This window comes from Paenibacillus sp. P4_A9, from assembly GCF_056402415.1.
The window spans coordinates 88,846-112,549 of record NZ_JBFUHL010000003.1 but is presented as its reverse complement, the minus strand read 5'-3'; the positions used below and the strand labels follow the sequence as shown (position 1 = coordinate 112,549).

The 23,704-nt window shown below is 43.1% G+C and carries 23 protein-coding genes; 9 read left to right on the top strand and 14 right to left on the bottom strand.

All coding sequences use genetic code 11. The features are described 5' to 3' along the window. The gene (locus AC1DVJ_RS04360; protein ID WP_477588658.1) at positions 1–855 is read right to left on the bottom strand and encodes a hypothetical protein; all 855 of its coding nucleotides are present in this window, start codon (positions 853–855) and stop codon (positions 1–3) included. A 140-nt stretch (positions 856–995) separates the two neighbouring features. Between AC1DVJ_RS04360 and AC1DVJ_RS04355 the strand changes: the two genes are divergently transcribed. Next, complete coding sequence (locus AC1DVJ_RS04355) at positions 996–2,993, top strand: hypothetical protein (protein ID WP_477588656.1); 1,998 nt, start codon at positions 996–998, stop codon at positions 2,991–2,993. Between the two features lie 61 nt (positions 2,994–3,054). Here AC1DVJ_RS04355 and AC1DVJ_RS04350 read toward each other — a convergent pair whose 3' ends face one another. Together AC1DVJ_RS04350 and AC1DVJ_RS04345 are read right to left on the bottom strand one after the other, a co-directional pair. Beyond that, a complete protein-coding gene (locus AC1DVJ_RS04350; RefSeq protein WP_477588654.1) occupies positions 3,055–3,495 on the bottom strand; it encodes a hypothetical protein in 441 nt (146 codons plus the stop codon). Between the two features lie 5 nt (positions 3,496–3,500). Then, positions 3,501–3,881, bottom strand: a complete 381-nt coding sequence (locus tag AC1DVJ_RS04345; protein WP_477588653.1) for a winged helix-turn-helix transcriptional regulator — start codon at positions 3,879–3,881, stop codon at positions 3,501–3,503. Between the two features lie 127 nt (positions 3,882–4,008). Between AC1DVJ_RS04345 and AC1DVJ_RS04340 the strand changes: the two genes are divergently transcribed. The 3 genes from AC1DVJ_RS04340 (at position 4,009) to AC1DVJ_RS04330 (ending at position 5,813) form a co-directional block, all read left to right on the top strand. Further along, on the top strand, positions 4,009–4,362 hold the full coding sequence (locus tag AC1DVJ_RS04340) for a DoxX family protein (protein ID WP_477588651.1): 354 nt from the start codon (positions 4,009–4,011) through the stop codon (positions 4,360–4,362). 48 nt (positions 4,363–4,410) lie between these two features. Next, the gene (locus tag AC1DVJ_RS04335) at positions 4,411–5,178 is read left to right on the top strand and encodes a DODA-type extradiol aromatic ring-opening family dioxygenase (protein ID WP_477588650.1); all 768 of its coding nucleotides are present in this window, start codon (positions 4,411–4,413) and stop codon (positions 5,176–5,178) included. 149 nt (positions 5,179–5,327) lie between these two features. Beyond that, entirely contained in the window at positions 5,328–5,813 is a 486-nt protein-coding gene (locus AC1DVJ_RS04330; RefSeq protein ID WP_477588648.1) for a pentapeptide repeat-containing protein, read from the top strand. Between the two features lie 62 nt (positions 5,814–5,875). Here AC1DVJ_RS04330 and rpmF read toward each other — a convergent pair whose 3' ends face one another. Then, the gene (gene rpmF / locus AC1DVJ_RS04325) at positions 5,876–6,052 is read right to left on the bottom strand and encodes a 50S ribosomal protein L32 (protein ID WP_047680282.1); all 177 of its coding nucleotides are present in this window, start codon (positions 6,050–6,052) and stop codon (positions 5,876–5,878) included. Positions 6,053–6,227: 175 nt separating this feature from the next. Here rpmF and AC1DVJ_RS04320 point away from each other — a divergent pair, with 175 nt between their 5' ends. The 5 genes from AC1DVJ_RS04320 to AC1DVJ_RS04300 all read left to right on the top strand — a co-directional run bounded on the left by AC1DVJ_RS04320 (position 6,228) and on the right by AC1DVJ_RS04300 (position 11,034). Beyond that, entirely contained in the window at positions 6,228–6,491 is a 264-nt protein-coding gene (locus AC1DVJ_RS04320; protein WP_477588646.1) for a hypothetical protein, read from the top strand. 40 nt (positions 6,492–6,531) lie between these two features. Beyond that, the gene (locus AC1DVJ_RS04315; RefSeq protein ID WP_477588645.1) at positions 6,532–7,227 is read left to right on the top strand and encodes a response regulator transcription factor; all 696 of its coding nucleotides are present in this window, start codon (positions 6,532–6,534) and stop codon (positions 7,225–7,227) included. Further along, positions 7,220–8,233: a sensor histidine kinase gene (locus AC1DVJ_RS04310; RefSeq protein WP_477588643.1), complete on the top strand. Its 1,014-nt coding sequence runs from the start codon at positions 7,220–7,222 to the stop codon at positions 8,231–8,233. Before AC1DVJ_RS04315 ends, AC1DVJ_RS04310 begins: the two co-directional genes overlap by 8 nt. A 100-nt stretch (positions 8,234–8,333) precedes the next feature. Further along, on the top strand, positions 8,334–9,095 hold the full coding sequence (locus tag AC1DVJ_RS04305; RefSeq protein ID WP_477588642.1) for an ABC transporter ATP-binding protein: 762 nt from the start codon (positions 8,334–8,336) through the stop codon (positions 9,093–9,095). Next, positions 9,085–11,034, top strand: coding sequence for an FtsX-like permease family protein (locus AC1DVJ_RS04300; RefSeq protein ID WP_477588640.1), 1,950 nt, complete (start codon positions 9,085–9,087; stop codon positions 11,032–11,034). Before AC1DVJ_RS04305 ends, AC1DVJ_RS04300 begins: the two co-directional genes overlap by 11 nt. A 262-nt stretch (positions 11,035–11,296) precedes the next feature. Here AC1DVJ_RS04300 and AC1DVJ_RS04295 read toward each other — a convergent pair whose 3' ends face one another. From AC1DVJ_RS04295 to AC1DVJ_RS04250, 10 genes are all read right to left on the bottom strand, one after another. Then, positions 11,297–12,118: a squalene/phytoene synthase family protein gene (locus AC1DVJ_RS04295; protein WP_477588639.1), complete on the bottom strand. Its 822-nt coding sequence runs from the start codon at positions 12,116–12,118 to the stop codon at positions 11,297–11,299. Between the two features lie 247 nt (positions 12,119–12,365). Further along, positions 12,366–13,784: an ABC transporter substrate-binding protein gene (locus AC1DVJ_RS04290; RefSeq protein WP_477588637.1), complete on the bottom strand. Its 1,419-nt coding sequence runs from the start codon at positions 13,782–13,784 to the stop codon at positions 12,366–12,368. Positions 13,785–13,817: 33 nt separating this feature from the next. Further along, the gene (locus tag AC1DVJ_RS04285; RefSeq protein WP_477588636.1) at positions 13,818–14,924 is read right to left on the bottom strand and encodes an efflux RND transporter periplasmic adaptor subunit; all 1,107 of its coding nucleotides are present in this window, start codon (positions 14,922–14,924) and stop codon (positions 13,818–13,820) included. 34 nt (positions 14,925–14,958) lie between these two features. Next, the gene (locus AC1DVJ_RS04280; protein WP_477588634.1) at positions 14,959–15,837 is read right to left on the bottom strand and encodes a carbohydrate ABC transporter permease; all 879 of its coding nucleotides are present in this window, start codon (positions 15,835–15,837) and stop codon (positions 14,959–14,961) included. A gap of 2 nt (positions 15,838–15,839) precedes the next feature. Next, positions 15,840–16,712, bottom strand: a complete 873-nt coding sequence (locus tag AC1DVJ_RS04275; RefSeq protein WP_477588632.1) for a carbohydrate ABC transporter permease — start codon at positions 16,710–16,712, stop codon at positions 15,840–15,842. 109 nt (positions 16,713–16,821) lie between these two features. Beyond that, positions 16,822–18,030 (bottom strand): CapA family protein, encoded by a 1,209-nt coding sequence (locus AC1DVJ_RS04270; RefSeq protein WP_477588630.1) that lies wholly within the window; start codon positions 18,028–18,030, stop codon positions 16,822–16,824. A gap of 96 nt (positions 18,031–18,126) precedes the next feature. Further along, positions 18,127–20,232, bottom strand: coding sequence for a hypothetical protein (locus AC1DVJ_RS04265; protein ID WP_477588628.1), 2,106 nt, complete (start codon positions 20,230–20,232; stop codon positions 18,127–18,129). A 17-nt stretch (positions 20,233–20,249) separates the two neighbouring features. Then, on the bottom strand, positions 20,250–20,963 hold the full coding sequence (locus tag AC1DVJ_RS04260) for an N-acetylmuramoyl-L-alanine amidase family protein (RefSeq protein WP_477588627.1): 714 nt from the start codon (positions 20,961–20,963) through the stop codon (positions 20,250–20,252). Between the two features lie 166 nt (positions 20,964–21,129). Next, positions 21,130–22,947 carry a sensor histidine kinase gene (locus tag AC1DVJ_RS04255; RefSeq protein ID WP_477588626.1) on the bottom strand — a complete coding sequence of 606 codons (1,818 nt, stop codon included), beginning with the start codon at positions 22,945–22,947 and terminating at the stop codon, positions 21,130–21,132. Continuing rightward, complete coding sequence (locus AC1DVJ_RS04250) at positions 22,944–23,648, bottom strand: response regulator transcription factor (protein ID WP_477588624.1); 705 nt, start codon at positions 23,646–23,648, stop codon at positions 22,944–22,946. The genes AC1DVJ_RS04255 and AC1DVJ_RS04250 overlap by 4 nt, the downstream gene beginning before the upstream one ends. Positions 23,649–23,704 lie beyond the last annotated feature (56 nt).

Here is a 23,704-nt window from a genome sequence, read left to right as displayed (position 1 = left end):
CTATTCACGAAATGTACGAAATCCTATGACTAACCCTATAACAACTAATATGAGTCCTACTAAAGCTGTTCCAAACGGGTACGCCAACGGGAAAATAAGAGAGGGCCAGCCGAGCAGAATGTCACTCTGATATCCCACTGGAGAAGGTGCAGTTGTCGTCAAATTGATCATATTTACCCGTTGTGGGACCTCACCCAGCTCATCAAATGTGAAGCGATCTTCTTCAACCTGACCACCACTATCGACACTTAGTATGCGCCATGACAAGTTTTTATCAGGTGTAAACGCAGTTCCGGAGATTCGTTGAATAACAACGAACTTCTCGATCCCTTTCTCCTCGACTGTCAGAACCCCAAAGTATCCATGGTACCGATTATCATCCAAGAAATTCGGCCTTACCAGGACAGGACCCTCCACAGACCAATCCTTGTGGTTGATCGTCATTTTTAAATTCGCTTGTTCACGACTGGATTCATTAAATACGCCCGATTGGAATTGATCTGCAATTTCAATGGTCTGACCTGCCCACTTGTATACTCTAGCGTAGGTAAGTCGCGTCACATCCTCTTGTTGATTCATACTCACGTACTCTGCCATCGTATGAATAGCTTTATTTTCGTTGCCATCAGATATATAATTCTCAACTGAAATACGATCTACTGGAATGGGCGCGCCCCTCCCGAGAATCTCCACTTTACCTAATTTCATGAAATTCACATAGATATGATCAAATGTAAAGTCACGGTTAACATGGCTTCCGACAACCATCTCTTGCCCCATTAGATATAAGGGGGTTGCCGAGAGTAACAAGAGAATTGCACCTATAAATAACGGGATTAATTTGATTAGTTTCATGGGTTCGCCTCCATGCTTCAAGAAAATCTATTCATTACCCCTTTCCCACTATGTTACTCCTATTTTAGAAACTTTTTACCGATACATTACGTCTAATGTTTGAAATATTTACCACAAATGGTGATGGGAAGTGGTTGAGAATGAAGTGGCGTGTAAGCCTGATGGTAACCCTGTTAGCTGCAATCCTAGTTGGTCTTCTGGTCAAACCGGCTGAAACCTCAGCTGATTTCATGGCTCAGGGGCCTTATTCCCCTGATGGTTTACGTATTCCTGAATCTATAGAGCTGTTGTCAGATACAGCTTACTACCCTGCGTCAGATACACCTATCGATCAACCCGAGGGATGGTTTTCCCCACAAAACGTCAAGGTCATTGAGACGTATGGTGCTTGGTCCATCGGCGCAGCTACTTGGAAAATCGAGACGATGTTCGGCCCACGGTGGATTCATCCCAACCCATGGGAGATTGATATCGCGCCACCTGAGCGCATTATGTTAACCTCAGATACGCCTCTCTACAGCAAAGCAAGTGAACGCGGCGGTTCAGTAGCGGCACTCGCCCCGCAAGAAGTAGAGGTGGTCTACGCGGAGAAGCAATGGTTCTATACGAACGATCCGGTCAGTAAGATATGGATTCAGATTCATACTACTTGGCTGGGAGACTTGTGGGCGCATATCCCAGTGAAACAGATTGGTATCATTCAGGACGTTAACAAGCTAGTTTACCATCAAAATGTAAGCGGAAACTCGGATCTTCTGGCCGTTCTTCATCCGGATCCGGGTCAGGCAAAAACAGTCTATGTGTCAGCAGGCGAAACTCGTATCATTAAGGAGTATACAACCATCTATGATCGGTATTTCTTAGTGGAAACGGATGAGGGTCCCCTATGGACATGGCAAAATGGTGTTCCCATCGTCTCGACCGATGAGACGCTTAACTTAACCACCGAGAGGCCCTTATTTCATGGACCATCGAACAAAGAAATGACTGTCCTCTCCGGTGAGAAAGTCACCGCCTTCGAAAAAATCACCCAACCGCTATGGTACGGTAGAGGTCCATATGATATTTGGTACGCCACTACCTGGTACCACGTAAAAACTTCGAAAGGAACAGGCTGGATTAATCTCTTCTATGGAGAGCCCGCAGATGCGGTCAACGTCCATTGGAAGATATCCATTCGAGGCGACCGTGAGCTCCTGCGCTATCCCGATGTGTACTATATGTCTTCCGTCCTTTTGCTGCGGAATCAGGACGTGGACGTAACCGCGGTTTGGAGCCTACCGAATGGGGTCACATGGCTCAAAGTGAGCGCAGAAGGACATACGGGATGGATCCCTTATCAACCATGGAGTCAGGATCGATTCTGGGATCTGGATACAGGCACAGCGTTGCAAATTGGAACCCTATATCCACAACAGCTTATCTACAGGCCTGACAGCCAAGGCAATCTGAAGTTGAATGATGATGTAGACGCAGGCTTTGTGAAACTAGGCGTTGATGTACTTAAGCTTAAGATCTTAGCTGAGCAGCTGGGGTACGAGCAAGCGGATGTGGAAGGAGCGAGCGGCGCCGTTCGGTTTACGAAAGGCGACTATGGCTTTATTTTGCATAAGGGGGGCCAGAATGCTGAGATCTATTGGAAGGGTATTTTAACAAATACTATTGTCCTTAACAGCGTACCTACTCGATCAGATGGTAATGGCGAATTATACTTGGAACAGCCCGTGGTCAAACAATTATTCGGCCTTTCTCCCATTCCTTGGTATGAGGGGCATGCCCTCTATGAAGGAGCCTATAAAGTCGAACTCGGTGTGCTACCTGGCAAATTAACGGGGACAACGGCTAAATTAGAGGCATTTCTTTACGATACAAATAACGCATGGACACAGAAAAACCTCAAAGATTCCTTACAACCACAACTATCTATCGAAGAAAATAACGCACAAGGCAATAAGGATTCCATTTCAGCGATCTCGGTGGCCCCTGCCGCTAAGCAGGTTACCGATGAAACAGTCGTCCCCTTGTATCGATTGAGCGCCTCAGTCTCCCTCACTGCTGGCCCCCACGACTTGAACATCGTCCTTCGCGTAGGCGAACGAATTGTGTGGATGCAGCCGTGGCATGTGGTGATGGAGTGATTGGTTGACGGAATAACGAAAGAAGAAGCCAAAAGAGGCTTCTTCTTTTTTGAAATAATTGTTAGCGGAACCATTGGGGAAATTCTTTCTTCGTAATTACGCCATCTAGCGGAAAAATCATCTGGATAAAGTCCCCCGAATCTGCATCGATCTTAATGCCTATGCCATCAATAAACCCATCCCATTCCCTTTTGCCGAATACCGTGTTCCAAAAGCCATCCTTGGTGATGTGCCAGGTGCTTTCTTCTACATTTTTGATTTTATAGTCCCTATTTTCTTTTACAATTTTCGTATTTACCGTGTTTAGATATTCTTCGGCTTTAGCCATGGCTTCATTTTTCGAGAGGAGTGACTTATTGAATTGATAAACGACAAAACCGATGATGAACATACATACTACCGATATTAGAATAATTATTTTAGTACGCCAGAATACTCCATTTACCTTCCTATGTTTCGTTTTGTTCACCTCTCGACATTCTTGGATTTTCAAATTAAACATCGGATCTAGCTCCCTGTAACTTCATCCAATCTACTCTCGAATGATTCCACGGATCTATCTTCCCCGTATAACTCATTCAAATGATTGACATGAGCCATTCCCCAATCATTCATTGCCTGTAATACAGTAGCCATTCCTTTGCCGTATTCTGTGATGGAATATTCGACTTTAGGAGGGATTTGGCGATAGATTTCACGATGAACAATATCATGATACTCTAACTCCCTTAATTGTTGGGTAAGCATTTTCTTAGTTATACCTGGAATAGCTTTTTGAAGTTCGCTGAATCTCATCGTGCCATTTGAAAAAAGTTGAAACAAAACGACAGGCTTCCATTTGCCGACAAGGATTTCTAACACAGTTTCAAATTTACAATCCGTTGACATTTTGATCGCCTCCCCCGTAAGGTATCTTTTTGTATACTAGATATATTTTAAGTAACTACTTCTCAGTATCGCTCCAAGGGATTAGTATACGTCTATACACTTACTTAATTCAAGGAGGTAATTTTTTATGAATATTGCATTATGGATCGCGCAAGGTGTTTTAGCACTAGCTTTTATTATGGCTGGTTCCATGAAAGCTTTTCAGTATGAGAAAGCGAAGGCTGGGATGCCTTGGGTGAAAGATTCTTCGAAAGGCCTGGTAACTTTCATCGGTGTATCAGAGCTGCTTGGTGGACTAGGATTAATTTTACCTCATGCGACAGGAATTGCACCTTCCTTGACACCAATTGCCGCGTTTGCGCTTGGTCTAATCATGGTACTTGCTGTAATACTTCACGCGAAGAGAAATGAAAATCAAGCTATCGGGATGAACATCCTTTTCTTGGCGATATTACTATTTGTAGCTTTTGGACGTTTGTAATTTTCGAGCGTTATACAAACAATACAAATAAGGATAGGAGGTCATGTTATGCTATCACCCGTCTTTTTGCCCCACGGCTCACCCTATACCATTTTCGAAAAATCCGAATTCACTGCGTTCCTGAACCGCTTCGGCAAGGAAAACCGACCAAAAGCCATTGTCATTTTCTCAGCGCACTTTGAAAGCGAAGTGACAACAATAGCCGCGACGGATGATGTTCATGAAATGGTTTATGACTATTACGGGTTTCCTCCGGCCTTTTATCAGGTTCAGTATCCTGCGAGAGGCTCAACCATCGTTGCATCCATGGTAGAAGAACGCCTGCGCCGAAATAACATTCCGGTTAGGCTGGCGTATCGCGGCTTAGATCACGGCGTATTCCCTCTCCTGATGCATGCATATCCGGAAGCCGACATTCCCATCGTCCCCGTTTCGGTCAATCCTTTCCTGCCAGCTAGGCAGCAGATTGCCATTGGTGAAGCATTACAAGGACTTGAGCAAGACGGTATTCTCGTCATCGGAAGCGGCTTCCTGACTCACAACTTTAATGAAATTGACCGTGAGAAGGATGCTCCGCCTCGCGAATGGACGGTACAATTCAGAGATTGGATTCGTGACAAAGTGCTCTCTAGAGATATCGAATCCTTAAGCAACTACGAAACGCTAGCCCCGCATGCAGCGGTGGGGGTTCCACGTGCAGAGCACTTTGTGCCTTTGCTCATTGCTCTCGGAAGCGGAAGCCCTGGTCGGGATATCCGTGTATTGCACGACACCATCGAACATGGTTCATTGAGCACACTGTGCTTTCAGTTTTAATTGTATTGAGGTGAAGAAAACCCTGATCGGCAATTGCTGATCAGGGTTTTTAGGTAGTTGGTCTATCTTTTTTAGGATTAAATCTTGCTCACTATTAACTTCAATTTTATGGTAAATTTAGGATGTAATCAATCTAAGGAGGGATACAAATGGCTGGATGGACAACAGAAACACTAAACTTGCAGAAAACAGATATCTCTGGTTCCAAATTTCAAGAGGTTAGAGCAGAAAAGCTAGATTTTGATAACGTGAGTCTCGCTGGAACGAAATTTAACAATGCTAACTTGAGCGGGCTGTTGTTCAACGATGTGAATTTATCTGGCTCACAAATCAACGATGCCAACTTAAGTCATGTTAAAATAACTAATGCCAATTTTAGCAATGCTGTCATTGAGCATGTCCATTTATATGGTACTCAATTTCGTAATGTCATTCTTCCCGTTGAAGGCGATGCAAAATATAAAGCCAATCATGACTATGAACCCATTCAGTTCGATCATTGCGTATTAAGTAACAGCGTGCTTACGAATTGTGATTTATCTCATGTCGACATCTCGAACTGCGATATCACTGGCCTGAAAATTAACGGTATCTTGATCGAGGATTTGTTGAAGAGATATGCTAACAACGATTAAATAGAGATTATAAAAAATGACACTCCATAAGGAGTGTCATTTTCATTGCAAGATTCATATGATTATTGAGCTTGTACGATCTCTCTACCCTTATATGAACCGCAGTTTTTGCAAACATGATGCGCTTTTTTAAGTTCAGCACATTGTTCACACTTCACCATTCCTGGCACAGCCAGTTTAAAGTGAGTACGGCGCTTATCGCGACGTGTTTTGGACGTTCTCCGTTGAGGAACTGCCATTGTCAAAACACCTCCAGTTACATTCTAAATACAACAAGAGATATCATAGCGTTCTCGAGGGACTTTGTCAATGCCGCAACCCAATGTTGACTTCACTAATGCATCCAATCCATGACTCCTAATTTGAATTTATGTTATGATTTGCTAAAATGGACAAACGAGAGGGGATTACCTGATGAAACTCCGCTTTCCTATCTATTTCACAATAAGCGCCTTACTAAGTTATCTATCTGATGCCTATATTATCAAGTGGGTACCAGATCTAACATTGAAATCCACTATCTATGGCTTACTAATTGGACTATCTTTCCTCCTTCTCGAAAAAAGCAAAATAACTGTTAAACAAATCCCTGTTCCCGTCGGCATTGGTATCATCGGTTTGGGGCTTGCCATTATTATATTTCAGAATCATTTTAGCTCTGTTAACCCGTTTACATAAGTTTGAGACTCAAAGAATGACCAGAAGCAGGTGACTTCCCTTGTTTAAGATCTTACTTATCGAAGATGATGCAACGCTGTTCGCAGAGATGAAAGAACGGTTGGCCCATTGGTCCTATGAGGTCCATGGCATCGCCGATTTTAATAAAGTGGTTGAGGCATTTATTGACCTGAAGCCCGACCTCGTCATTATTGATATTCAGTTACCCAAATTCGATGGTTTTCATTGGTGTCGCATGATTCGGACGCATTCCAATGTGCCGATTGTTTTCCTCTCTTCGCGTGACCATCCGACAGATATGGTGATGTCCATGCAGCTTGGAGCGGATGACTTCATCCAAAAGCCTTTTCATTTTGACGTGCTGATCGCGAAAATCCATGCCATTCTCCGCCGTGTGTATAACTACAATACGGAGCAAATCAAGCTCAAAACCTGGTGCGGTGCGACGATTGATTTTGAAAAGAATATGGTTAGCCATCCCTCAGGATCTATTGAGTTGACCAAAAATGAAATCTATATTTTGAAGCTGCTCATTGAGCATAAAAACACGATTGTCAGTCGAGAAGACATGATCAACAGCTTATGGAATGACCAGCGTTTTGTCAGCGATAATACCTTGACTGTGAACGTGAATAGACTTAGAAAGAAGCTGGACGAGCTTGATTTGGGCCGTTTTATCGAAACAAAGGTCGGGCAAGGTTATATCGCCACGGAAGAGACCTCTCGTCATGATTAAAGCGTATCTCTTAGAGCGAAAAAGCTGGATCCTCATGTTCCTCTGCAGTCAAGGCCTCCTGCTTTTAATTGCCTATCTCGACCATTCGATTCCTTTCCGATCCGTTCTGTATATTGTTTTCTTATCCACGATGCTGTTCGTTATCTTCTTGATCATTCGTTATACCAAAGAAACGGCTTTTATCAAGCGGTTAACTGACTGGGAAACAAGTCTCGATGTCTCCCCAGTCGTAGATGCGGCAAGTCCTTTTGAGAAAATCATGGCATCCGCCTTGGTCAATCAAACCGAACGGCTCCATCAGACGGCCTCGCGGCAGCAAATCGCCCTGGAGCAGGAGAAGGACGAGCTATTAGCTTGGATTCATGAAGTGAAGACGCCTCTCACCGCTATGCATTTGATGATTGGCCGTTTGGAGAACGATCCAATGAAAGCCTCTTTAACCTTCGAATGGCTTCGCATTCATCATCTTCTGGATCAACAGCTCCACCAACAGCGGTTACCTTCGATTGAAAATGATCTCTACATTGAAAAGGTTGACGTAGAAGACCTCCTCTACATGGAGCTCAAATCGCTGCAATCTTGGTGCATCCAAAAAGGGATCGGGTTTGACGTCCAGTTAGACGCCGCCGAGACGGTCCTCAGCGATGCCAAATGGCTCGCTTTTATCCTTCGGCAGATCTTGACGAACGCCGTGAAATATAGCCCTAGCTCCGCGTCCGATATCATCGTGAAGAGCTTCTTCACACAGGAGCGTACCGTCCTAGAAGTAACGGACTTTGGACGCGGTATTGACGCCAAGGATCTTCCCCGTATCTTCGATAAGGGCTTCACCTCCACGACCTGGCATCAGGACAGCGCCGCGACGGGCATGGGCTTATATTTGGCCCGTAAGGCAGCTGATACGCTGCATATCCAGCTCACTGTGCATTCCGAGGTTGGCGTAGGCAGCACGTTCATCCTTTCTTTCCCGCAGCCCAATGAACTCGTGCGGATTACAGGCATGTGACAATAATGTCACATGCCTTTCTACTTTGTTCGTCCGATCGAAGGATAAATGCGGCCCAGCTTTTTATAATATAGCTATCGTGTAAAGGAGTGTGTGGTTCATGTCTATCTTACAAGCCGTCAAAATTCATAAAAGCTTCGGCAATAAACATAACAAACAAGAGGTACTTCGAGGCCTCGACATCTCGATCGAAAAAGGGGAGTTCGTCAGCATCATGGGCCCCTCCGGCTCTGGGAAAACGACGCTGCTCAACGTGCTTTCCTCCATCGACAAGGTAAGTCATGGTTCCATTCAGATTAACAAGGCAGAAACGACGAGCATGAAGGAAAAGCAATTGGCTGAGTTCCGGAAGCATCATCTTGGCTTTATTTTTCAGGATTATAATTTGCTGGATACGCTGACTGTGAAAGAAAATATCCTGCTTCCGCTATCGATTACGAAGGTGTCCAAGCAAGAAGCGGAGCAAAAATTCCATACCGTAGCCACCGAACTGGGTATCTATGAGCTCAAGGACAAATATCCGAACGAGATATCCGGTGGGCAAAAACAAAGGACGTCCGCTGCTAGAGCGTTTATTCATGATCCTGATATTATTTTCGCTGATGAACCAACAGGTGCACTAGATTCCAAATCGGCTTCCGATATGTTGAACAAGCTGAGCGCAATGAATCAAAGCAGGCAAGCCAGCATTGTGATGGTCACTCATGATTCGGTCGCCGCCAGCTACAGCAGCAGAGTGATCTTCATTAAGGATGGTCAGATTTATTCCCAAATCTATAAAGGGCAAGAAACGAGACAAGCCTTCTTCCAAGACATTATGAAGACCCAAGGCGTACTTGGCGGTGTGCACTATGAGTATTAATCAGCTCATCCTTCAAAATCTGAAGTCCAATATCAAGCACTACTACTTGTATGTGTTCGCCTTAATGTTTAGCGTTGCTCTGTATTTCGCTTTTGTCACTTTGCAGTATGACCCCGCTTTAGACGCGGCGAAAGGGACGATTAAAGGTGCCGCATCGATGCGTTCTGCATCGATCTTACTGATTGCTATTATCGCCATCTTCAATTTGTATGCGAATAACATTTTCGTGAAAAGACGCAGTAAAGAAATCGGCTTATTGCAATTAATCGGCATGACGAAGGGACGAATCTTTCGCATACTTAGCACCGAAAATTGTATCCTTTACTTCGGTTCGTTAGTCATTGGGACGTTTATTGGATTCTCCGTGTCCAAGCTGATCCTGATGGTCCTCTTTCAAATTACAGGGGTCAAGGCTGCTGCCACACTACACTTTTCGCCACAGGCACTCATCCAAACGCTTGTTGTCTTTGGCGTGATTTATGTGTTTATTATGCTGGTCAATTCAATGTTTATAAAAAGGCAGACCATCCTTTCGCTATTTCGAGCCTCAACCTCCACGGAAGCTAAAGTGAAGAAGATGTCCACCTTGGAAATCGTCATGGGGCTCGTTGGTCTTTCCTTAATACTAATCGGCTACTACGTATCCTCATGGCTGTTTGCTGGTGAGATTACGACTGCTGTTGCGTTATTCGGCAGTATGATCTTTATTCTCGGAGCTGTCATTCTGGGAACTTATCTTTTCTATAAAGGATCCGTTCGCTTGATTCTTAACATTGTTAGAACGAAGAAAAACGGCTTCCTGAATGTTCACGAAGTCCTGTCCCTAGCCTCCATTATGTATCGGATGAAATCCAATGCTTTGCTTTTGACCGTGATTACAACCGTATCCGCACTTGCGATTGGCTTGCTGTCGTTAAGCTATATCGCCTATTACTCTGCGGAGAAAACAGCCAAAATGAACGTGCCTGCTCACTTTGCGATGACGAATAGACAAGATGCAGACCAGTTCAAGGCAGCTTTAGATGCAAGCGGTATCGGACATCGTGAAACAACGATTGACGTTATTCAAACCAATGTCGACCATAGTCAAGCTATGAACTCGAACAGCGAGCTTTTTATGGTTAGGGATTCGAGCGTTACACCCATGGCTGTCATTAGCGACAAAGCTGCGCAATCGATTGATTTGAAGGCAGATCAAACACTTCTTACTGGAGTGAATGACGCGATGACCCAATTTTTCTATTTCAAAAATAACGGCCAAATCCAGCTGCATGCGCAGCACTCTGTCATTCCGCAAACGAATATTGGCGTCGAGAAACGCTCCTATATTTCATGGTATTTTACAAGAAGCAATCAGCCCGTAGTTGTCGTAGACGACTCTATTTTCCAGCAATTAAAGCAAGATATGGATCCTACGATTCAGAAAAAGTCATCCCTCTATATTGGCGTTGATATCCTAGATGAGAAGCAATTGGAGGCAGCTAATCAGATTTTTCATTCGTTAGTTTTTGATGAAAGTCATACCAATGAGTCGTATCTCACTATGGCCAATGAACAAAAAAATAGAATCGGATTATTGATGTTCATCGTTGGCTTTTTAGGCTTAACCTTCCTCATCACTTCTGGCTGCATTCTTTACTTCAAGCAAATGGATGAGAGCGAAGATGAGAGGTCATCGTATACCATTCTCCGAAAGCTTGGTTTCACCCAGGGCGATCTGTTAAAAGGAATTAAGATTAAACAGCTATTTAATTTCGGTATTCCCTTAGTTGTCGGGCTGGTTCACAGTTACTTCGCCATCCGATCAGGGTGGTTCTTCTTCGGAACGTCGCTGTGGACGCCGATGATGATCGTTATGGTGATGTATACGGTACTCTATTCGGTGTTCGGCGTGCTGTCTGTGCGGCATTATAGGAAGGTGATTGAGCGGGCGTTGTGAGTTGGTTTTTATTATTACTGAGTGAAAGAAAAATGGGCACCCGTGGGGTGCCCTTTTAGAATTCTTCCTGCTCATCACCTAGAAGTCTAGCATTTAGTTTCGAGGCAATGGATTTAATCTTGGGTAGATAGGGAGAGTCCTCCTCATCCCCGTATGGCTATTCGGATATTCAATTACCCCAACACGCTTAAGATTACACGCAAAAACGAAAAAAGAAGCCTGCACAACCGCTGCAGGCTTCTTCCCTATGTAAACCTCACACTTACGTCACTTTACTCACAATTTTCAAAACTGCATCCCGCGTCAATTTGTTGCCGCCAGCAGCAAGCAGATTTACCGTAGCATGCGCTAGAGCTAATGGGACCTTGCAAAATTTCAACGCTGGACCCTGTTTCAGGTCTGCGATATAGCTATCTGCCAGTTGCAAATTGCGACGAGTGTATTGCTGCATTTCCTTGAATCCCCAACCATCCGGGAAAAAGTTCACGCCGCGCTTCGCATCCTCCAATTTATTACGGAGAATATTAACCGCCTGCAGTCCTCTTCCAAAGGCAATAGCCTTATCGCGATCGGATTGCGTGCCATCATGCCACAGCCAAAGCTCGGACAGCATCTCGCCAACCATACCAGCTACGCTATACGTATAGCGGTCCAAATCCTCTTCCGTATGGATATTCCAACCGTTTTGGACCCATTCGGACATTTCCAATGACATTTTAGCAATATACTGCTCAATGATTGGAGTTGCTGTAGGCGGACAGAGAATCAGCCATTCATCCAGTCTCATCGAAACTTCCGGCAAAACCTCCTTATGAGGCGCTAGCAAGTTACGGATGGATTCGATAATATCTGAGGATTGGAAAGCTTCATACACACCAGATAAAAGCTCTATTTTCAATGGGTCCGCTAGTTCCTCATGATCCTCGATTTCATCGATGGCCCGCATACATAAATAGGCAGATGTTACAGCCTCTTTTAATCCGAAGTCCAAGTTGCTAATCGGTATATAAAAGGTTCGGCTCGTTTCTTTCAACATCGTCATTGCATCATTCAGGGTATCGGTATTAATGGTAATTACCTCCAAGTATATACTTACCTTTTCGCTTATTAAAATAATGTAATCTCATGATAACATACTTTGTCAAAGTTAATCCAAATCAAACAACCAATAGTTGTCCATACTGCGCTTCATTACACAAAAGTGTCAAACTTTCAGATAACAATTTGCCATTTGGGTCTCACTTCCTATGAAGTAAATAAACGCACCTTTTTCTGGATATTATGCCCACCTAAAAAATGAAATAGACCCCAAAAAGGGGTCTACCTATCAATTATTCATTCAAATAAGTCGTCACACGATTCTGAATCAGCTTTGCAACAGCTTCAGCTGTCTTTTGCCCAGTGAAATAAGCTTTGGACTCCTCAGCGATAATCGATCTAACCTTGTCACTTTTGGATATTGAAAGACTCGCTTCCGAGACCATCATCTTTAGAACTTGAATATCTTTCTCAGAAACTTTGACGTTCCCGCCTTTAATTGTGCTAACTGTACCTTTTTTCGCGTCATTTGCGATTTCCTCAATTAACTTCTCAGTGACTGATTTCTTCACAGGGAAACCTGTTTGTTGTGGGATACTTTGCATCTCTTCGGATAATAGGAATTTCATGAAATCCCAAGCGGTTGCTTTAATCGTTGAATTTGCGTTCATCGCAATGGTTTGCATGCCACCAAAGGCGACACCTGATTGCTGCTCAGCTGTATGAGGCTTGTGATAAACAGTTCCATTTGTAAAATAGAGCGAATTGCGAGTGATGAAATCGTTTGGAGAATAGAATTCCGACAGTAAGAAGTTAGTTTCCTTCGGGCCCAACGGTTTGGCTGAAATGATTTTGTCGTCGTATAAACGCTTTACTTGTTTAAGCAGATCAGTGAAATCGGACGAATCTAAGTTCGCTTTGCCCTTAGCACCATCAACCAATCGGGCATAATTGTCGGATACAAGTAAGTTCAACATATTCTCTGGTTCCAACCCGCTTAATGAATAGGTGTGAACCCCTTTGGAAGCTAATGATTTGCTTACTTCTACAAACTGACTCCAAGTCCACTTTTTATCATCGATCGCTACGCCTGCTTTCTCAATGGCAACCTGATCTCCGAACAATGCTTGCAAATGAAACTTGGTTGGAAGGACATAGAGTCCGCCGTTCATTTTGGAATTGTCGAGGATGTTCATATAATACTGACTTTGGTCAAACGATTTATCTTGTTTAATGAATTCTCCAACGTTCACGAACACATTTTTACTCACATACTTATCAATCGGTAAATCGACCGTAGTGAGTGCGAATAAATCGGCCCCTTTTCCAGATAAAATCTCGGTTGTAGATTGTTTAATATACTTTTCTACTTCGGATGCGCTCATAATGCCACTTCCGCCAGTTGCTGTAATAAATTCCTTAAATTCAATTTTCGTGTTTGGATGTGCTGCCTCATATCGCTGCTTCGCTTGTTTGTAAAAATCAGTCGCAGCTAATATCGAGATGACAATCGTCTTTTTACTATCTTTATTTTCATCCTCGATTGTCATTTCTTTTACGGCTGGGCTGTTAGTAGGATTACTAATGCTGGCAGAGCTCGCGATATTGCTGCTGCTCGTCGGTTCGCTTTGGTTGACCGAGGTAATTTCATTGCACGCTGTCAAACTGAACATAACGACTAAACTCATGAGCATAAGAAACCATTTCTTCATCTTTACTTCACTCCTTATAATTAGTAAAACATATTAATTCTCTCTTACTCGATCACCATCTGTGAGGGCTTCGCTGCTATCTGTGATGATCTTCAGTCCAGGGTAAGCCCCCTTTCGAACAATCACGGCATCTTCCGTGGCTTCTCCGACCTCTATGAACACTTTGCGGACATGATAGGTGTTGCCAAGTGGGCTCTTCGTCTCTTCAAGAACAAACATATATTTGTTCGTATCCGCACCATATACAGCTTTTTTAGGTAAAAGCAGGCCTTCGCCGGCATCAGAACTTATACTAAAGTCTACATTAGCTTTCTCGCCGCCTTGTAATTCGGCATTTTGCACAGTTAAACTCACTTTTTTCGTCTGCTCATCAGTAGCTACAATGCCAGAAATGACACTTTCATAGCTTTTGGTTTCTCCATTGATTTTGACCGTTATATCCTGTTTGCTTCCAAGCTCCAAGTGGTTAGCTATCGCTGAAGGTATTTGTAAAACTAACTGATACCCTAAGCTCGAATTCGATATCGTTACATCACCACCGGCGCTACCAGAAACAAGTCCTTTCACAGCAGATAGGTGTGAGATGACACCTTCGAATGGTGCTGCGATTTGACTTAAGCTCGCGAAGTCATCCTTCAACTCTTTGATTTTTCGTTCCTGCACGCTTCGATCTAGTTGAGCGACCTCTAGGTCTCGTTTGGCACTGCGAATTTTGAGGTCATCCCCGCTTTGCACGGCTTCGATGTATCGATCTTGCAAGCCTTCCATCAATAATTTCTGTCGGGATAACGATGCCTCCTCATCTAGAATGCGACGCGATGCCTCTTTGCTCTCGTAAGTCACGAGGACCTGTCCCTTCTCCACATGGTCCCCCACTTTCACCATGACATCTTTAATCGTCCATCCGGACTTATTGGAAAGTTCCACTTGGCTAATCGGCTGCAAATCACCACTGCCGTTGTACTGTTGAACGAGTGGTTCCGATTTCCCCTCTTCTACCATGACCTTAGGTAAATTCATGGTAAGAATCGTGTTGCTATATAGTGTAAGAATAAGTAATACAGCGATAAAAAGGATCGATGCCCATTTCATTTTTGGATTTAAGCCAGTTCCCGTCTGATCAGAGACTTGGGTTTTCAAGGTAATCCCTCCTTTCCTAGATGTTATCGTCGCACTAGCCTTTGATCCCTGACAACTGAACACCCTCAATAAAGTAACGCTCTGCATATAAAAATAGAAGTAACATCGGAGACATATACAGCACGGATGCTGCGAAGCCAATACCTCGCGCTTCTCCTTGGATACGTGATAAGTAAAGGGATAATGGCTGTTTGAAAGCATCTTCCAAGAAGATCAGCGGTTGCTCGACCATATTCCAGTAATCCACAAAGAGCAGTACCACTAGTGCGGCCAGACCAGGTTTAATTAATGGCACGATAATACGCCCGAAAATCATAAGATGACCAGCGCCATCCATAATGGCGGCTTCAACATAGGAGTAAGGGATCGACAGCATAAACTGTCTTAGCATGAAAACGCCGAAAGCAGCAAAAATACCAGGTAATATGATGGCACTAGCACTATTTAATAGGCCCAGCTTATCGGCAATAATGTAGTTCGGCACCAAGGTAACTTGAAATGGCATTAGCATAACCATCACATAGGCAAGGAATAACGTATCTCGACCCCGAAACCGCAGTTTAGCTAAGGCATACGCAGCTAGCGAGCCCACAAGTACTTGTCCGATAATCATCGGCACAACCAGGAACACCGAATTCCAGAACATATTCAGATACGTTGGCGTTTCGAACAGAATCTGCCCGTACTGCGCAAAGGACACCCAATCTGGAATGACTTTTAATGTTATAAATAGCTCTTTACTGCCTGCGGTTTTCTCCACCATCTGGCCTATTAAATCATAGTTGGTACCGATTTCATTCTCCGTCATCAACGAGTTCGTAAATGTGAACACGACGGGGAAAATCATAGAGACTGCAATGACCAATAACATAGCGGATACGATGCATTTTTGAATAAAAGCTGATTTAGTCATAATCACTCCATGAATTGTCTGAATTTGCGCTCCATTGTCATCATCCCAAGGACAAGAAAAAATATCACAACGACCATTAAGGTTGCTGCCGCTGTTAGCTTCTGAACATCAAGAGAGTAAAACATATTGTTCATATAGTGCTGAAGCATATAAATACTGTCATGCGGATAATCTCCTGCGATTAAATACGTTTCACGGAAAATCTTAAAAGAGTTGATGATTGACATGAGCACAACAAAAAATAAGGTTGGAATTAAATAAATCAATGTTATCGAAGTTAGTTTACGGAAGGGTCCAGCCCCTTCCAAATCAGCTGTTTCGTAATAATCGTTCGGAATACTTTGCAGGCCAGCCAGAAATAAAATGATGTTATAGCCAACATTTTTCCAAAGGTAAGCAGCCGAAATGACCCCTCTCGCCCACTCTGAATTCATCCAGTCAACACGGTCTTGACCAAAATGATGCAGCCAGCCGTTTAGTGCACCATTCCAATCGAACAGAATCTGCCAAACCATAACAATCGAAGCCACAGGTACAACAAGCGGTAGCACATAAGCGGTTCTTATCCATTTGCGGATAAACACATTCTGATTCAACAGCAAAGCAAGAAGTAGAGAAACAACGATCAGCAACGGTACACTGATACCTGTAAACAACAAGGTGTTCGCTGATGCTTTGCGGAAGGAATCGCTTGCTAACAGTTCTTGATAATTGGCTAAGCCTACGAACGAGCCATCAATCGTACGATCCATAAAGGAGTAGACAACACCTAAAGCAAATGGAATTAAATAAAAAATTGCGAACCCAATTAGGCTTGGCGCGAGAAAACCAATAGCAACGATATGTTGTTTTCGTAATAACTGTTGCATCTTCATTCTTGTGAGCACCTACTTACAACTTATTTCTCTCTTGATGAACTCTACTAAGAGCATACCCTTGTGAAATCAAGAAAAAGACAAGTCGAAATAAAGATGAAATGAAGTTTTAGGGCATTTTTGATGATGAAAGGATTTGGAGTTCTTGCATGTAGGTCCGCATATGTTTTTTTATCTTTTCATGTTGCGCGGCAGCATTAGGCAGCTCATTGTTCGTTAAGCTATCTATTGCAATGATTCTGAATTGATGTCCCTTGTGGCTGTAAGTAAACGCAGGTAAAAAGCTGGGGCTTTGTAAGGCAATTGTGGATTGGTTATTGCTTTTCGTTTTGGTAACCTCAATCGTGGCCATTCCGCCAATTTGTTTATATAGGTCTATTTGAGCGGAAATGAAATTCCCAAGCGAGTATAGAACGAAGGTTCGATGTCCATTTTTACCGGTTACCCAGGCTGGCGGCTGTAGGACATGCGGGTGGTTCCCTATGACAATATGAACGCCCATATCCGCGAGCTTTTGCGCAAGAACAGTTTGATCTTGGTCCGGGAATCGTTGATATTCCTTCCCCCAATGAACAGCAACCACAACAACATCAGACATGTGTTTAGCTTGTTCCACATCCTGACGGATTTGATTTTCATCGATTCTGTTGATGAGAAAGTCTTTTCCTTTTGGCGTAGAGATGCCATTGGTACCATAGGTATAGCTCAAAAAAGAAAACGTAATCTCGTTCTTCGTCATCGTTCTTATAAGGTCTCTGTCATTTTGAGTTCTGAAGGTGCCTGTATAAGGAATACCAAGGATATCCCAATAGTTGAGAGCGCTTTGAATAACCTTCTCTCCTCTGTCCAGTGCATGGTTATTAGCAATCGTGACAATGTCCACCCCTGCATCTTTCAGTGCATCTCCAACTTCATGGGGGCTGTTGAACGAAGGATAACTGGAGAGCCTCAACGCCTTCCCTCCGATCATGGTTTCTTGATTGGCTACAAGGATGTCAGGAGCCTGTAACAATCCTTTCACCTTTTCAAAAATAGGCTTAAAGTTATACGTCCCATCTTTCTGAGCGGCGTCCCAATACACTCTATCGTGAATGAGTACATCACCGATGGCCCCTAGCGTAACCTTCGTTATACGCGACTTAACAGGCTCCTTTTCAATCGAAGAAATAACGAATGGTTTCGGTGTTTGGGTAACTGTTGACTGGACATGAGGTAAATGACGGTTCGTTTCAATTGGAGTCTTGTTAGGCGTTGCAGATTTGTGGAAGCATCCACTTGCTAGAATCAATGTAGAAACAATCGCAATCGTTCGCTTCATGATGAAGTTCAACTCCCATCCATTACAACCTAGATTTACCCCGTAGTATCCCCGCAAAAAAATCCCTCATGAGAGAGGGATTTTTCCAATATTCTATTAATCTGTCGTCGTGAACCAGTCGATCACTTGGCTTCCTAGAAGTCTTCGATGCCCTTGGTATTCATCGTAAATTTGCAAGGTATAGTTACTCTGGTAGCTGAAATCTTTCTTAATCATATCAATACGAAAACCTTCGTGTTCGCCTAGCAAGAGCCGCTGTAGTCCAGCTTGATCGTCATCGGTCGATTTATGTTCGAGATCGGAAACTTGATAAGCCCGTTCGAACGACGTCCCGCCTGCCTTATCTTCAAAAGCCAAAATCAGTTTATGACCAGTTAGATTGGCTTCAGCAGTCAGATCTTCCGTTATTTCGTAATTAAACTTTAATGTGAGATTGATTCCCGCCGGTGTGACACTAGACATCGAGGCATTAATTTGACTGAGCGAAATGTTGTAGGGATAGAGGGACAGATCTTTCAGCGTCGTTTTCACATCGTTCGTATCTTCTGGCAGCCAATAAGCCGCTGGCTTCACATACATCATCTCTGCAGCATCATCAGAAGTGGTTGGGATCGCCTCACCTAACACAAGCTGCAAATTCGATGCGTCATAATTTTTCGGTAAGCGGGTCCATGCATTAAGCTGCGCTTTACCAGATGGGCTAATCTTCTGATTTACTTCATCCAGTGTCGCTGGGTAAATAGAACCGTCCTTCGAGCGAAAATAAGCAACTAACTTCGGAAGGTTGGAGAAGCGCTTCTCTAGATTTTCCACACGAATTTGTGCCGTAAATAGATCAGAGGAACTCCCTGTATATCCCGCTGTTTGATAAATGGTGTATCGCGTTCGACGGCCTGGGTCACTGATCATGTGTGTTTCAAAATTACGTATGTATGGCATCGTTTGCTGCTCTTTCAAATCAGAGAAAGTTAGCAAATCTTGCAACTTGGCGTCGCTTTCCTTCTGCTGTAAGACAAGCTTCAAATCCGAAAATTCGTACGTATAAGGGATTTTCCCAACCATTTGGACATCTACGTGATCACCCGCTCCAATTCCGATCGTCTTGGCCATTCTAATCACTTCTGCTTCGACTTTCACTCCGCCGTCCAGTAGGAAATAACCTGTTAACTCGGGAATTGGCAGTGATTGATCGCCTTTATTACCAAGGGTTATATTCGCAGAGAGCATGTCTAGATCACTCAACGGCAGCCGTTGTAGATCATTTAGCTGAGTGGTATATATCTCATTATCATAGGAAAATGTATATTCATGACCTATTGTCTTGACTTCTTGCATGGTCTCAGGTGGTAATTGGAATGTTGCAACGGGCATGTGCCGTTTTAGCTCCGAATCCATGCTAGTCACAACAAGCTGCCAGTTATCTGTATCCACAGAAACAGGAATGGACCCAGAGAGTTGAAGTTCTTTGGCATCATTCGGGCTGATCGACATGTCTTTCAAAGCTTCTGCTTCTAGTGGATGGATGCGTCCGTCCGATGTGCGGATGGCATAGTTGAACGCTGGTACAGTGACCTGATAGGCGCCTTCATTCTCCATGCTCACATAGACAGTCGGTAATAGATACCTCCCATTCGAATTCGTTTCTATTTTGGTTATTTGTGCTTTGACGTTGATATCATTCATATGAATAACTTGACTTTCACCAGCTGGCACCATAGTTGTGTAACCTTCTGGAATCGTTAATTCGCCAATATTTCGTTCATAATTCGTCTGACTGAAATCCCATTGAAAGAATTGGAAGATAAGTTCATGCAGTTTGGTTGAATCATTTACTGTGGCATAAAAGCTTAGATCTTGACTCGAATTTGGCTGGACCCGTTTCTTATTAAGATCTTGCGGGTACAGTTTAACGGGATAGGATTTGCCTGAACTGTCCTTCACACGAATCCAAATCTCGTTAAAACTTAGTTCACGACTAGTCTTGTTGTGCATAGTCACAGTGAACGTCATGAATTGCCCTTCTTGATCAGGTAGCATTTGAATATTCTTGAGTTCAAAGCTACTGTCGCCCGTCCAAGCCACGGTCCCCACTTGAGCGTTGGCAACGCTCTGCACGCCATCCGCATAAACAGGTACATTCAAACTTAATGCACCTGCGAGCGTCATGGAAGCAACGATGATAGGGATGATTGTTTTTCTCATTGGGATCGCCTCGATTCTTAAGATAAGTAGGAAATAATGCCCTTCGTAATTGCTGTAGCTGCCTTGTTTTGAAAGTCAGGTGTTTGCATGCGCTGTTCATCCTCTCGATTAGATATATAGCCTAGCTCGAGTAAAAGGGATGGGCTTTGATTGTCTCGGAGTACACGATAATCCCCCTGCGCTACGCCGCGATCTCTGGTATTTATGTTTTGATCGAAAATTTCATCATGAATTAGAGTTGCTAATTCTCGATCTGCTGGTTTGTTGTAATAAGTCGTTATGCCTGATACATCATTCGTAGTAAATGCATCAAAATGGATACTGATAAATAGGTCAGCCTCGTTCTTCTCGGCAATCTCCACACGATCCGCAAGCGTCAAAAACTCATCCTTATCACGAGTCAAAACAATATTTGCGCCCGTTTTTTGAGCTAATTCCTGCTGGATATTTAATACCGTTTGAAGCGTCAGATCTTTCTCATGGATGCCCGTTTGTCCTGTTGCACCTACATCTTTGCCACCATGCCCAGCATCAAGCACGATCGTTTTTCCTTCTAAAATACGTCCAGATTTATTCATAGAGTTGCTAGCCGATTGTATGTTTACTGCAGACTGTGTTGCATTGTGTGCAGTTTCATTCTTAAAAAGGCTACTCGCCTGTACGTTATACACAATGAAGCCGGAAATAAGTGTACTAATGGCAGTTAGGGCAAGAATTCCATTCTTTTTCATTGGTGGTCTCCTCTCAAGATGCAAACTCTATCTGGCTGAATCTTTCATTTCATAGAGTTATTCTAATAGAGGGAGATGAACATAAAACGGATTTGAGATAAAGATAAGATAAAGAAAAAAAACCACCTTCCAAGACGTAGAAACTCACGTCAAGTAAAGTGGCTGCTCAAGCTTTATTCAAATAGAAGTAAAACAAAACCCCGTCTTCCGTATTCGCCGCGCCAAACTCAGCACCATGTAACTCCAAGATGTTCTTGGAAATGGCAAGGCCTAAGCCTGTTCCGCCTTGAGAACGATGACGAGCCGTATCACCGCGGTAGAAACGATCCCACACTTTCGCCAGCTGATCCTCGGGGATATGCGCTCCTTTATTCTCGATACAGACCTTAACGCGCTCCCGCTCTTCATGAACCGTCACATAAATATGTTCATCTTCTGGCGAATAATGAATCGCATTGGTCAGAAAATTTGTAATCACTTGCTCAATACGGTTCTGATTGGCCATGACATCAATGGAGACGAGCTCTATATGCACTTGAAGCCTTTTACTGCTAAATTCTAACGACAATTTCTCACAGATTTCCTCGATCAGCCTGTCGATGCTGAACGCATCCATCTCCATTTTATACGTACCAGACTCGAACTTAGCAAGCTCCAGCATATCCACGATCAAGACGTTCATCTTATCAACTTCTTTATTCATGGCCTCGAAATAGTGATCTGTCTTCTGCACGGCTACGCCATCTTGAAGGATCGAGATACAGCTCTTCATCACACTCAGCGGCGTCTTTAACTCATGGGATACACCTGAGATAAACTCTTTTCTAGTACGTTCCAATTGCTTTTCTTTCTCTATATCCTGCTGTAGCTGTTCAATATGAGAATGAAGCGTTTGGGAAAGTGAATTGATATTGCGTGATAATTCCCCAATTTCATCATTAGATCTAATCGTTATCGTTTCCGAAAAATCTAACTTCGCAATTCGTTTTGTTGTTTCATTCATTTTCAATAAGGGTCTGGCAATCTTTCTCGAATAATACAAGGCAGCAAGAATAATCAGGAATAGAACTAAAGCAATCATGTACACATAATAATCTTTGAGCATTTGAACGGCTTCATCGACGGGCTGCAAGGAAGCCATCGAAAAGATGTAGCTGGTTATGCCAGACTGATCTTTAATCGGATCCATAAAGATTTTATACTTGACGTCATTCTGCGTGAAATCGAGAATTTGCGAGTTATCCAAGTTATTATTTGACTCTTTTAATAATAAGTTTGCTTGAAACTGTTTGATTCTGTCTAGAAACAAACTGTTTGTATAGATGAAGCTAGAAGATTCATTCCCGCTTGGAAATTGAACTTTGGTAATCGCTCCGCTCAGGGTAATACCAGGGAAATCCACATTTTCTTTTCTTGAATTTTTAATATCTAACGTGAGGTCATCCAGCATTTTCGCTACTTTATCATTGACCCAAAGTACATTACTTTTTTCAATTTGCAACCTATAGGGAATTAACGCGGCATCTTTTTTATACTCCGCTACAATGACACGAGCTTTGGGAACCAACATACTGATCATTTGGCCTGATGTTTTGTTCAATACCTCATTGATGTTAATCATCTGATAAAGAGGTACCGTAATCGTTTTGCCAGCATACGCATTGTTTGTTTTAATTAGATCTAATTTTACCTCTACATAAAAATCATTCGCATTTTTCAAGTTCCCCTGGCTATCGAGTGTTGTAATCCAGGTATCGTTTTGTCGATAAAAATCTTGTTCTAGTCTCTGAATGGCCAGTAAATTTCCTGCGCTACTCACATACTCATTCTTAAATGTTTGGATATTCGTTTGAATTTCATTTACTTTTCTGTTCTCGTAATATTGCTTGAAGAATATCGTTTGTCCGACATAGATCGTCGCCAGAATGAAAAGGCATAATGTGGTTGTCAACGCAAATAATTTGATGACAATACTGATTCTCATGCTTTCCCCTCGAACTTATACCCTGTTCTAACAATGGTTGTGATCAACTTAGCTTTATCACCTAGCTTACTTCGCAAATTTCGAATATGCGTATTTACGGTACGGTCATCCCCTTCATATTCATAACCCCAAATTTTCAGAATGAGCTGCTCTCTGGTAATGACAATTCCGTTATTTTGCATGAAGTAAGCTAAAATTTGGAACTCAGTATATGTCAGGTAGACAGGTTCACCATCAACAGTTATTGTCCTGGACGGGAGATGGATGCTAATTCCTTTAATGGTGATCGAATCGTTATTGGGGGACTCGGAGGAACTGGTTTGGCTAGCTTCCTTCATCCTACTTTCGATCAGTCTTTTGGCTCTAGCCATTAACACTGCTGGACTATAGGGTTTGGTCACATAATCATCGGCACCTAGCTCAAACCCCATTAACGTATCATCCTCATCGACTCTAGCGGTCAGCATGATGATCGGAACATTGGATGTCTTCCGGATACGCCTACAAACAGACCAACCATCTAGCTCCGGTAACATGATATCTAGAATTATTAAATCAACATCATGATTCTGAAATAAAGTTAACGCCTCTTTCCCATCTGCTGCTTCTAATACCTGATACCCCTCATTCAGCAGATAATCTTTACTAATTTCACGTAAAATTTCTTCGTCTTCTACGATAAGAATGGTCGTTTTTTGCATAAGGCCTCCTACGCTGCCGTTGTTCCCAAGAATAATCACATGTAGTTGTAACATAA

Coding starts and splice junctions, on each gene's coding strand:
- AC1DVJ_RS04360 (WP_477588658.1), bottom strand. CDS start 855: ATGAAACTAATCAAATTAATCCCGTTATTTATAGGTGCAATTCTCTTG.
- AC1DVJ_RS04355 (WP_477588656.1), top strand. CDS start 996: ATGAAGTGGCGTGTAAGCCTGATGGTAACCCTGTTAGCTGCAATCCTA.
- AC1DVJ_RS04350 (WP_477588654.1), bottom strand. CDS start 3,495: ATGTTTAATTTGAAAATCCAAGAATGTCGAGAGGTGAACAAAACGAAA.
- AC1DVJ_RS04345 (WP_477588653.1), bottom strand. CDS start 3,881: ATGTCAACGGATTGTAAATTTGAAACTGTGTTAGAAATCCTTGTCGGC.
- AC1DVJ_RS04340 (WP_477588651.1), top strand. CDS start 4,009: ATGAATATTGCATTATGGATCGCGCAAGGTGTTTTAGCACTAGCTTTT.
- AC1DVJ_RS04335 (WP_477588650.1), top strand. CDS start 4,411: ATGCTATCACCCGTCTTTTTGCCCCACGGCTCACCCTATACCATTTTC.
- AC1DVJ_RS04330 (WP_477588648.1), top strand. CDS start 5,328: ATGGCTGGATGGACAACAGAAACACTAAACTTGCAGAAAACAGATATC.
- rpmF (WP_047680282.1), bottom strand. CDS start 6,052: ATGGCAGTTCCTCAACGGAGAACGTCCAAAACACGTCGCGATAAGCGC.
- AC1DVJ_RS04320 (WP_477588646.1), top strand. CDS start 6,228: ATGAAACTCCGCTTTCCTATCTATTTCACAATAAGCGCCTTACTAAGT.
- AC1DVJ_RS04310 (WP_477588643.1), top strand. CDS start 7,220: ATGATTAAAGCGTATCTCTTAGAGCGAAAAAGCTGGATCCTCATGTTC.
- AC1DVJ_RS04305 (WP_477588642.1), top strand. CDS start 8,334: ATGTCTATCTTACAAGCCGTCAAAATTCATAAAAGCTTCGGCAATAAA.
- AC1DVJ_RS04300 (WP_477588640.1), top strand. CDS start 9,085: ATGAGTATTAATCAGCTCATCCTTCAAAATCTGAAGTCCAATATCAAG.
- AC1DVJ_RS04290 (WP_477588637.1), bottom strand. CDS start 13,784: ATGAAGAAATGGTTTCTTATGCTCATGAGTTTAGTCGTTATGTTCAGT.
- AC1DVJ_RS04280 (WP_477588634.1), bottom strand. CDS start 15,837: ATGACTAAATCAGCTTTTATTCAAAAATGCATCGTATCCGCTATGTTA.
- AC1DVJ_RS04275 (WP_477588632.1), bottom strand. CDS start 16,712: ATGAAGATGCAACAGTTATTACGAAAACAACATATCGTTGCTATTGGT.
- AC1DVJ_RS04270 (WP_477588630.1), bottom strand. CDS start 18,030: ATGAAGCGAACGATTGCGATTGTTTCTACATTGATTCTAGCAAGTGGA.
- AC1DVJ_RS04265 (WP_477588628.1), bottom strand. CDS start 20,232: ATGAGAAAAACAATCATCCCTATCATCGTTGCTTCCATGACGCTCGCA.
- AC1DVJ_RS04260 (WP_477588627.1), bottom strand. CDS start 20,963: ATGAAAAAGAATGGAATTCTTGCCCTAACTGCCATTAGTACACTTATT.
- AC1DVJ_RS04255 (WP_477588626.1), bottom strand. CDS start 22,947: ATGAGAATCAGTATTGTCATCAAATTATTTGCGTTGACAACCACATTA.
- AC1DVJ_RS04250 (WP_477588624.1), bottom strand. CDS start 23,648: ATGCAAAAAACGACCATTCTTATCGTAGAAGACGAAGAAATTTTACGT.